Origin of the sequence: Methylobacterium sp. 285MFTsu5.1, assembly GCF_000383455.1 — a bacterium.
Classification (GTDB): Bacteria; Pseudomonadota; Alphaproteobacteria; order Rhizobiales; family Beijerinckiaceae; genus Methylobacterium.
The window spans coordinates 132,008-142,122 of sequence record NZ_KB911272.1; the positions used below are offsets into that span (position 1 = coordinate 132,008).

Below are 10,115 nucleotides of genomic sequence, written 5' to 3' on the forward strand. Positions count from 1 at the left end.
GCCGTGACGGCGCGGTGAGCCACTACCCCGCGATCCGGCCGCCCTCATCCGTCGCGGTCACGCGGTCGGCGGATTCGGCGAGCGCGACGTCGCCCTCCAGCAGGCACCCGACCGGGCGGCCGTCCACGAAGCCGAGCCGCACCCGGATCTCGGACAGGCGGCCCATAGCCCGACCCTGCAGGATCCGGATCGGACGGTCGTCCGGCTCGATGAGGCCGTCCTGCAACAGCCCGAAGGCCAGGGCTGCGGCCGCGATGCCCGTGGCGGCGTCCTCGGGATAGCCGGAGGCGCGGGGAAACTGCCGCGCCTCGAACAGCCGGGCCGGGCCGTCGAGCACGGCGTAGGGGTAGAGCCCGGTCGACCCGATCCGCGTGCAGGCAGCCTCGACGGCATCGCTTGCGGGCGCGAGGGCGTTCAGCGCCGCCGAGTCGCGCATCGGCACGAGCGTCTTGATCCGGGACGTCACAGCGTTGTGGACCGGCCGCGCAGCGAGGGCGTCGCGCCCGATTCCGAGCGCCGCTTGAGCTGCGGCGATCTGCTCGTCCGTCAGGGGCCGCACGCGGCCGACCGACTGCGTGATCGCGACGCTCCAAGCATCCGCGCCGCGCGGGCTGACGAACCCCGTTACGGAACCGCTGCCGGTGGCGATGCGGACCGACCCGTCCGGGAGGCGCCCCTCGCGGGCGAGCACCCACAGGACGCCGATCGTGGCGTGGGCGCACATCTCCATCTCGTGGTTCGGCACGAAGAAGCGGAGGTGCAGATCGTGGGCCGGGTCATCGGCCGGCAGCGCGAAGCCCGATTCGTGGCCGTACCGCCGGGCGACGCCCCGCATGGCCTCCGCGTCGAGGGCCCGCGCGTCGGAGACGACGGGACAGGGATTGCCGCCCGTGCCGGCGTGCGTGAAGACGTCGACCACAGTCACGCGGGGCATCGGCCGGCCCTCACTGGAGGTGGCGGGTATAGGTGTCGCCGGCCGCCGCCTTGAGGGCCGCGCCCGCCTCGCGGCCGATCCGCTCCGCCTCCGCGACGGGTCCCTGCCGGGACGCCGCCCAGTGGCGGCTGCCGTCGGGCAGGAACAGCAGCCCGTCGATCCGCAGAGTGTCCCCGTCGATCTGCGCCAGGGCGGCGATGGGCGTCCGGCAGGATCCGTCGAGTTCCGCGAGCAGCGCCCGCTCGGCCGAGACCGCGATGGTGGTCCGCGCGCAGGCGATGGGCGCCAGGAGGTCGCGGATCGCCGCGTCGTCCGAGCGGCACTCGATGCCCAGGGCGCCCTGCGCCACGGCCGGCAGCATCTCCTCGACCGACAGGACGCTGCGCGCCATGCTCTCCAGGCCGAGGCGCTCCAGGCCCGCGATGGCGAGGAGCGTCGCGTCGCACTCGCCGGCCTCGAGTTTGCGCATCCGGGTGTTGGCGTTGCCCCGCAGCGGGACCACTCGGAGATCGGGCCGTCGCATCAGCACCTGCGCGCCGCGGCGGAGCGACGAGGTCCCGACCCGGGCGCCGGCCGGCAGCCCCGCCAGTCCGTCGGCGTGCGGCGACAGGAACGCGTCCCGCGGGTCGTCGCGCGCGAGGATGCAGGCGATGGTGAGACCGTCGGGGAGCCAGGTCTCCACATCCTTCATCGAATGCACGGCGACGTCGACCTCGCCGGCGAACAGGGCCTGCTCGAGTTCCTTGGTGAACAGGCCCTTGCCGCCGATCTCGGACAGGGGCCGGTCCAGGATCTTGTCGGCCACGGTGGTCACGACCACCAGCTCGGTCTCGAGGCCCGGATTGGCCGCCACGATCCGGTCGCGCACCATCCCGGTCTGCGCGAGCGCCATCGGAGAGCCGCGGGTGCCGATGCGCAGGGGGCGGTTCAACATCTGTTCCGGATCGCTTCGCTGGACGAGACACTGCCTTATAGACCGAGCGCGGCGGCAGGCCACATTCCGTCAACCGGTTTCGGGCCAGGGTCTCGCGGCCGTGAAGGCGGCCCGCCCCGCTTTCGCCGGACTGCGCGCCTAGCGGGACCCCGGCGGGTTCTGGAGCCTACAGGTCTTATCGCGATGCTGATCATGCCGAGCCGCCGGCAGTTCCTGACCGGGCTCGGCGTGGGCGCCGGCCTCACCGCCGCGACGGGCGTCTACGCCTTCGACGTCGAGCCGCTGCACCGGCTCGTGGTCACGTCCTACGCGCCGTCCCTGCCGCGCTGGGATCCGGCGCTGCGCCTGCGGGTGGCGGTGCTGGCGGATTTCCACATCTGCGAGCCGTACATGCCGTTCGACCGGGTGGCGGAGATCGTCGCGGCCACCAACGCCCTCGCGCCCGATCTGGTCCTGCTGCTCGGCGACTACCCGGCCGGGCGCATCGCGTGGCGCAAGCTGCCGCTCGACCAGTTCGCCCGGATGATGACGGAGCTGAAGGCGCCCCTCGGCACGCACGCGATCCTCGGCAACCACGATTGGTGGGACGACCACGCCGTCCAGCGGGCCGGCCGCGGCGTTCCGGCGGTGCGGCGCCTGCTGGAGGCGCAGGGCATCCCGGTCCTGGAGAATCAGGCCGTGCGCCTCGTGAAGGACGGGCGGCCGTTCTGGCTGGCCGGGCTCGGCGACCAGCTGCCGTTCCTCAACGCGTGGAGCACGTTCAGCCTGGCCGACCTGCCGCGAACGCTGCGAGCGGTCACGGACTCGGCGCCCGTGATCCTGATGGCCCACGAACCCGACATCTTCGTCTCCGTGCCCGACCGCGTCTCGCTGACCCTCGCCGGCCACACCCATGGCGGCCAGGTCCGGCTGTTCGGCCACGCCCCCGCCATCCGGAAGGTGCGCGGCCACGATTACTCCTACGGCCACATCGTCCAGGACGGCCGCCACATGATCGTCTCGGGCGGTTTCGGGATGAGCCGGATCCCAGTGCGGATGGGCGTCCCTCCGGAGATCGTCCTCCTCGAGCTCGGCACGTCGGACGCGTCCGCGACCGCCAGCTGAGCACGCGAGCGCGTCACGCGGACGCCGACGGTCGCCGCATCGGTGAAGTAGATCCGGGTCGCGCACAATGGATGTGTCGCCTGCGCGCGCGATCTTGCAAGTCACAGCGGTCATTCGCAGGCATTGACGCGGGTTTGACACACCGAGATGTGCGTGAGAGCGTCCCGCGTCGATTCGATCTGGGGACGCTCATGCCGATCCTGCTCGGCCTCATCGGGATCATCGTCGCGGGACTGTTCTGGATCTTGCGGACGCACGGAGCCGTCAAGGGCCTGCAGGAGGTCAACCGGGACACGAAGGGGCTTCAGCGCCGCGCCGTCTCGACCTTCCAGAACCTCGTGGGGACGCCGTTGCAGCGCGTCCGCGACCCGCGCCTGGCGGCGGTGATCCTGATGATTCAGCTGGTCCGGACCGGCAGCCCCCTCACCGCCAGCGAGAAGACGCGGATCCTCGAATACATGGAGCGTCCGCTCGAGGTGGATCGGATCTCGGCCACCTTCGAGCGGGCCTGGGGCTACACGCAGGCGCGTCTCCCGTTCTCGCAGGTCGCCGACGCCCTGGCGCCGCTTCTGCGCGACGCGCTGACGGTGGCCGAGCGGGGCGAGCTGATCGCGATGCTGACCCAGGTGGCCAGCGCGCATTCCCCGCCCAGCGAGTTGCAGCGGGAGGGCATCGCCCGCCTCAAGCGGCGCCTGCTCGTCGGCGAGGGACCCGTCCTGGTCAGGGGACGAGGCGAATCCGCCTGATCCGCATCGGGGTGGGGCAAGGCGCGCCGGAACGCCGCGCCGCTCGCCTTTCCGGACCGCTGCGCTACCTCGCGGGCATGCGCGCGCTTCTGCCTCTCCTCGTCTTCACCGCCCTTTCGGCCGGCGCCGGCCCCGTCCGGGCACAGTCCTGCGACGCGCTCGTCGACAAGGTCACGGCCGAGACGGCGGCCAAGACGGCCGAGCGCCGGAGCGACTACGCGAGCTTCACGGCCGGTCCGGACATGACCCTGACGCTGGCCTGCGGCGGGCCAGACTTGTCCTCTGTGGGCGCGCAGTTTCGCGGGGCGAACCCGCCCGACCGCTACTACGACCTGTTCGGGCAGGCCGGGCACGCGGTGACCGGCATCGATGCCGCCGTGATCACCGAGGCCGCGCACCGGGCCCAGGCGACGGCCACGAAGCTCAGGCACAGCAACGTCGATCTCGGCGGGGCCCGGGTCACCTGCTCGGCGATGGTGTCGCCCGACAAGGGCCCGCTGACGCTGTGCGCGGTGATCGAGAACAGCAACCGCAGCTGAGACCGGCGGCGGCGCGGCCGCCGGCCCGTCCGCCCGCCTCAGAGCGGGATGTTGTCGTGCTTCTTCCAGGGCTGCTCCATCTTCTTGGTGCGGAGCATCCCGAGGGCCTTGGCGATCCGGCGGCGGGTCGAGTGCGGCATGATCACCTCGTCGATGTAGCCGCGCTCGGCCGCCACGAAGGGCGAGAGGAACCGGTCCTCGTACTCGCCGGTGCGCGCCGCGATCTTCTCCGGGTCGCCGATCTCACTGCGGAAGATGATCTCGACCGCGCCCTTCGCGCCCATCACGGCGATCTGCGCCGTCGGCCACGCGTAGTTCACGTCCGCGCCGACGTGCTTCGACGCCATGACGTCGTAGGCGCCGCCGAAGGCCTTGCGGGTGATGATCGTGACCAGCGGCACCGTCGCCTGTGAGTAGGCGAAGAGCAGCTTGGCGCCGTGCTTGATCAGGCCGCCGTATTCCTGCGCCGTGCCCGGCAGGAAGCCCGGCACGTCCACGAAGGTGACGATCGGGATGCCGAAGGCGTCGCAGTAGCGCACGAAGCGCGCGGCCTTCCGCGAGGCGTCCGAATCGAGCACGCCCGCGAGCACCAGCGGCTGGTTGGCCACGAAACCGACGGTCCGGCCCTCGATCCGGCCGAACCCGGTGATGATGTTGCGCGCGTAGGCGGACTGGATCTCGAAGAAGTCGCCCTCGTCCACCACGCGGCGGATCAGCTCGCCCATGTCGTAGGGCTTGTTCGGGTTGTCGGGGATCAGCGTGTCGAGGGACGCGTCGATCCGGTTGACGTCGTCGAAGCTCTCCAGCTCCGGCACGCCGTCGATGTTGTTCGCCGGGAGGAAGTCGAGGAGGCGGCGGATCTGGAGGATCGCCTCGACGTCGTTCTCGAAGGACCCGTCGGCGATCGACGACTTGGTCGTGTGGACCTTGGCGCCCCCGAGTTCCTCGGCGGTCACGACCTCGTTGGTGACGGTCTTCACCACGTCGGGGCCGGTCACGAACATGTAGCTCGTGTCGCGAACCATGAAGATGAAGTCGGTCATGGCCGGCGAGTAGACGTCGCCGCCCGCGCAGGGACCCATGATCACCGAGATCTGCGGGATGACGCCCGAGGCCATGACGTTGCGGCGGAACACCTCGCCGTAGCCGCCGAGCGCCGCGACGCCCTCCTGGATGCGCGCGCCGCCGGCGTCGAAGATACCGATGATCGGGGCGCGCATCTTCAGCGCCATGTCCTGAACCTTCACGATCTTCTGGGCATGCGCCTCGGACAGCGAGCCGCCGAAAACCGTGAAGTCCTTCGAGAAGAGGAAGACCGTGCGGCCGTTGATCGTGCCCCAGCCGGTCACGACGCCGTCGCCGGGGATCTTCTGCTTCTCCATGCCGAAATCGGTGGAGCGGTGCTGCACGAACATGTCGAACTCCTCGAACGACCCGTGGTCGAGGAGGAGTTCGATGCGCTCGCGCGCCGTGAGCTTGCCGCGCTTGTGCTGGGCCTCGACGCGCTTCTCACCGCCGCCGAGCCGGGCCTGCGCCCGCCGCTCTTCGAGCTTGTCGAGGATGTCCTTCATGGCTGTTCCCGCCCTTCCCCTGCCTGTGACCTGCGACCCGGATCGGGCCGGGTCCAAGCTTATGCGTTCACCGATCGAGCGCCCTTAGCACGCGCTTTTCGGGTGGCAAACCGACGCGGGGAGCCGCGGGATCAGACCTTCGGGGGATAGGGATGATGGTGGACGGTGCAGGGATCGAACCTGCGACCTTTCCCGTGTGAAGGGAACGCACTACCGCTGTGCTAACCGTCCGTACCGGCGTGCTGCCTGAGCGCACGCCATCGCCGCTCGCCCGTGGGGGCGCCGCGACCCGGTGGCGGGCCTTCTAGAGCGCGGCGGGCCGCGACGTCAAGCGCGGCCGGCGATGTTGGCTGACAGCCGGACGAGCGTTCGAGCAGGCGTCCAGATACGCACCGCACTCGGCGGAGCGCCGCCGTCGCCGGCCCGGGGCACGCCGACGTGCGCGTGCGTGAGGTTGACAAGGGCGCCGGCCGGGTGCGCTGTGCGGGCATGCACGATGGGCCAGCGGGCGCGAAGCCCGGCAGCGACGTGACGGTGGAGGGCGCGGCGAGGCCAGGACGGCCGCGCGTCGCGATCACGTACTGCACCCAATGCAACTGGCTGCTGCGCTCCGCCTGGATGGCGCAGGAACTCCTCTCGACGTTTCGCGATGATCTGGGCGAGGTCGCCCTCGTCCCGGCCACGGGGGGCGCTTTCAACATCCAACTGGACGGGGTGCTCCTGTGGGAACGGGTGCGCGACGGCGGTTTCCCGGACGTGAAGGCGCTGAAGCAGCGCGTGCGCGACCACCTCGACCCGACACGCGATCTCGGTCATATCGACCGGTCATGAGGCGAGGGAACGGCGACGAGCCCGCGTGGCACCGCGGGCCGGGGACGGACCCCGCTTGAGTCCGGACCATCACGCCGAGGGCGCGGGCGTCCCCGCGGTGATTCCCGCGCGCCGTTCCTGGCTGTCGCGGCGGCTGCACCGCTTCGGGCGAAACGGCTTCTCGACCCAGGTCTACCTGATCGCGCTGGTGATCGCGCTGATCGGCCCCGGCCTGCTGTTCACCAGCATCCTGCTGATGCGCTACGCCTCCGCCGAGCGGGCACGGTTCGAGCAGGACGCCCGCGAGAACGTGCGCGGCATCGGCCTGTCCCTGGACCGCGACACCGCCGGTCTCGTGTCGGTGCTGCAGACTCTGGCGACCTCACCGCGGATCCGGCAGGGCGACTTCGAGGCGTTCGACGCCCAGGCGCGCCTCGTCCGCGAATCGATCGACCTGGACGTGCTCCTGCGCCGGCCCAACGGGCAGGAGATGGTGAATACCGGCGTGCCGCGCGGTGCGCCGATGCCGGTCGTGACGCTACCCTTCGACCAGGATCTGGCCCGCGGGACGCAGCGCGCCATGGTGAGCGGCTACGTGCCGGGCCCGACGCCGAGCGAGGCCACCTACGCGGTCGGCGTGCCCGTGATGGTCGACGGCGAGGTCGGCTATATCCTGAGCTTCACCGTCCCCCTGTCGCGCCTGCAGGGCATCCTGTCCCGGGAGGTCGTCCCGGGCTGGACGACGGGGATCAGCGACAGGTCGGGCATCGTCCTGGCGCGCCTGCCCGATCCCGAGGCGGTGGTCGGCAAGCAGCGCCTCGCCAGCCTCCGCCAGGTGCAGTCGTCGACGCCCGGGGTCTGGGAGGGCCAGGATCGCCAGCACAAGCCGGTGGTGGTGATCGAGGCGCGCTCGCGGCTCACCGGCTGGATGGTCGCGACCAGCATCCCGCAGGCCCTCGTCGACGCGCGGGTGCGGCGCTGGATCTGGGCCTTCGCGGGCTTCGGCCTGCTGGTGCTGGCCACCTCGTCGCTCCTGGCGGTGAACCTCTGGTCGCGGGTCTCGCGCCCCCTCCGGCTGCTGGCCGCTTCGGGGCCTGCCCTGGCCCGGGGCGAGGCGATCCCGCGCGTGTCGTCGCCGGTCCACGAGATCCAGCGGCTCGGCGTCGTGCTGTCGGAGGCGTCTCTCCGGCTGCGCACCCGGGAGGAGGAGCGCGACCGGGCGCTCGCCGAGACAAAGCGCGGTCTGAGCGCCCTGAGCGAGTCCGAGGCGCGCTTCCGGCACATGGCCGATTCGGCGCCGGCCCTGATCTGGATGACCGACGAGACCGGCGCGGTCAGCTTCGCCAACCTCCATTTCGAGCACCTGTTCGGGCTGCCGGCCGCACGGTTCAACGACGACGGCTGGCACCAGATCGTGCATCCCGACGACCTGAAGAATTTCCGCAGCGCCTTCACGGAGGCGTTCGAGGCCCGGATCCCGTTCCGCACGGAGGCGCGGGTGATCGACCGGACGGGCGCGGTGCGCTGGCTCCAGTGCGAGGGCGTGCCGCGGCTCGACGACGCCCAGAACTTCCTGGGCTACACCGGCTGCAACATCGACATCACCGACACGAAGAACGCCGAGGAGCACCTCCTGCTCCTGATCCACGAGTTGAACCACCGGGTGAAGAACACCCTGGCGACGGTGCAGTCGATCGCGGCCCAGTCGCTGCGCGGGCTGGAAGGCGCCGAGGCCGACGCGGCGCGCGCCGCCTTCGAGGCGCGCCTCCTCGCCCTGGCGCGGGTGCACGACGTGCTGACCCGGGAGAGCTGGGAGGGGGCGGAACTCTCAGCCGTCGTGGCGGACGCGATCCGGCCGCTGGAGGCCGGCGACGGCCGGGCCTCGCGGTTCCAGGTTCAGGGACCGGCCCTGCGGCTGCCGCCGCGGCTCGCGCTGTCCATCGCCATGGCCCTGCACGAGCTCGGCACGAACGCCGTGAAGTACGGCGCGCTCTCGACCGAAGGCGGCACGGTCGAGATCGCCTGGACGGTGCGGCGCCTGGACGAGATGCAGCTCTCGCTCCGCTGGTCCGAGCGCGGCGGCCCGCCGGTGAAGAAGCCGACGCGGACCGGATTCGGCTCGCGCCTGATCGAGCGCAGTCTGGCGCGCGAGCTCGCCGGCGAGGTGGTGCTGAGCTACGAGCCGACCGGCGTGGTGTGCACCATCGACGCCCCGGTGCCGCCGCCGGGCCTCCTCGAGCGCAAGGGCGTCGCCGCCCCGACGCGGATCGCGCCGCTGCCGCTCGCCGGGTAGGCCACACGGCGCGGCGCGCGCCCGTCAGTGGTACGGATCGGCAGCGTCGCGCAGGCCGTCGCCCATGAAGTTGAAGGCGAGCACCGTCACCAGCACGGGCAGGACCGGCAGGAGCAGCCAGGGGTAGAGCTGCACCGCCGCGAGATTCTGCGCCTCGTTGAGCAGCACGCCCCAGCTGGTCACCGGCGGTCTGAGTCCGAGGCCCAGGAACGACAGGGCGGTCTCGCCGAGGATCATGGTCGGGATCGACAGCGTCGCCGACGCGATCAGGTGGCTCATGAAGTTCGGGATCAGGTGGCGGCCGATCACCCGGGTCGGCGAGGCGCCCATCAGCTCGGCGGCCTGGACGAAATCCTCCTCCCGCAGCGCCAGGAGCTTGCCGCGCACCGCCCGCGCGAGCCCCGGCCAGTCGAGCAGGCCGAGGATCACCGTGATGCCGAAGAAGATCAGCAGCGGGCTCCAGTTCGGCGGCAGCGCCGCCGACAGGGCGAGCCAGAGCGGCAGCTCCGGCAGGGAGCGCACCACCTCGATCAGCCGCTGCACCCCGGCATCGACGACGCCGCCGAAATAGCCCGCGATGCCGCCGAAGAAGAGCCCGAGCGCGAACGAGATGGCGACGCCCACGAGGCCGATGGTGAGGGAGATTCGGGCCCCGTAGATCATGCGCGAGAACAGGTCACGCCCGAGCTTGTCGGTGCCGAGGAGGAACAGCGTGCCGTTCTCCGGCGGGCAGACGAGGTGCAGGTCGGTGCGGACGAGCCCCAGCCAGTCGTAGCCGTCGCCCCGGCAGAGGAAGCGCAGCGGCTGCGGGGCGGCGGCGTCCACCTTGTAGTCCCGGCGGAACGTGTCGAGGTCGAGATGGGCCCGGTAGGGGTAGACGAACGGCCCGACGAAGCGGCCCTCGTGGAACAGGTGCACGCCCTGTGGCGGCGCGTAGAGGAAGTCGCCGTTGCGGCGGGCCTGTCCATAGGGCGCGAGCTGCTCGACGAACGGCACGGTCGCGTAGAGCGCGAGCAGGATCAGGGCCGAGGCCACGGCGAGGCGGTGGCGCAGGAACTTGCGGAGGATGAGCCGCCACGCGGAGGCCGTGGCGACCGGGCTCTCGGTCCGGGCCTCCGGCTCGAAGGGCGCCGGATCGACGAAGTGTCCGGATGCGGGCAGCGCGTCGGTCATCGCGGGGCGAG

At 71.3% G+C, this 10,115-nt stretch carries 9 protein-coding genes and 1 tRNA gene; 5 read left to right on the forward strand and 5 right to left on the reverse strand.

The window, feature by feature from the left end; translation table 11 throughout:
* Positions 1–22: 22 nt before the first annotated feature.
* Entirely contained in the window at positions 23–934 is a 912-nt protein-coding gene (locus H288_RS0107455; RefSeq protein ID WP_051123722.1) for a PhzF family phenazine biosynthesis isomerase, read from the reverse strand.
* Between the two features lie 10 nt (positions 935–944).
* Positions 945–1,868, reverse strand: coding sequence for a hydroxymethylbilane synthase (gene hemC / locus H288_RS0107460; protein ID WP_020091968.1), 924 nt, complete (start codon positions 1,866–1,868; stop codon positions 945–947).
* Positions 1,869–2,051: 183 nt separating this feature from the next.
* Here hemC and H288_RS0107465 point away from each other — a divergent pair, with 183 nt between their 5' ends.
* The 3 genes from H288_RS0107465 (at position 2,052) to H288_RS0107475 (ending at position 4,257) form a co-directional block, all read left to right on the forward strand.
* Complete coding sequence (locus H288_RS0107465) at positions 2,052–2,972, forward strand: metallophosphoesterase (RefSeq protein ID WP_020091969.1); 921 nt, start codon at positions 2,052–2,054, stop codon at positions 2,970–2,972.
* Between the two features lie 191 nt (positions 2,973–3,163).
* Complete coding sequence (locus H288_RS0107470; protein ID WP_020091970.1) at positions 3,164–3,718, forward strand: TerB family tellurite resistance protein; 555 nt, start codon at positions 3,164–3,166, stop codon at positions 3,716–3,718.
* A 77-nt stretch (positions 3,719–3,795) separates the two neighbouring features.
* Positions 3,796–4,257, forward strand: coding sequence for a hypothetical protein (locus H288_RS0107475; protein ID WP_020091971.1), 462 nt, complete (start codon positions 3,796–3,798; stop codon positions 4,255–4,257).
* 38 nt (positions 4,258–4,295) lie between these two features.
* Here the strand turns inward: H288_RS0107475 and H288_RS0107480 are convergent, their stop codons facing one another.
* Both H288_RS0107480 and H288_RS0107485 read right to left on the reverse strand, forming a co-directional pair.
* Entirely contained in the window at positions 4,296–5,828 is a 1,533-nt protein-coding gene (locus tag H288_RS0107480; RefSeq protein ID WP_020091972.1) for an acyl-CoA carboxylase subunit beta, read from the reverse strand.
* Positions 5,829–5,984: 156 nt separating this feature from the next.
* A tRNA-Val gene (locus H288_RS0107485) sits at positions 5,985–6,059 on the reverse strand.
* 258 nt (positions 6,060–6,317) lie between these two features.
* On the opposite strand from H288_RS0107485, the gene H288_RS0107490 reads away from it, so the two are divergent.
* Positions 6,318–6,659 (forward strand): SelT/SelW/SelH family protein, encoded by a 342-nt coding sequence (locus tag H288_RS0107490; RefSeq protein ID WP_234082982.1) that lies wholly within the window; start codon positions 6,318–6,320, stop codon positions 6,657–6,659.
* Between the two features lie 55 nt (positions 6,660–6,714).
* Positions 6,715–8,931 (forward strand): HWE histidine kinase domain-containing protein, encoded by a 2,217-nt coding sequence (locus H288_RS0107495; RefSeq protein ID WP_020091974.1) that lies wholly within the window; start codon positions 6,715–6,717, stop codon positions 8,929–8,931.
* Between the two features lie 24 nt (positions 8,932–8,955).
* Here the strand turns inward: H288_RS0107495 and H288_RS0107500 are convergent, their stop codons facing one another.
* Entirely contained in the window at positions 8,956–10,104 is a 1,149-nt protein-coding gene (locus H288_RS0107500; protein WP_020091975.1) for an ABC transporter permease, read from the reverse strand.
* Between the last annotated feature and the right edge of the window lie 11 nt (positions 10,105–10,115).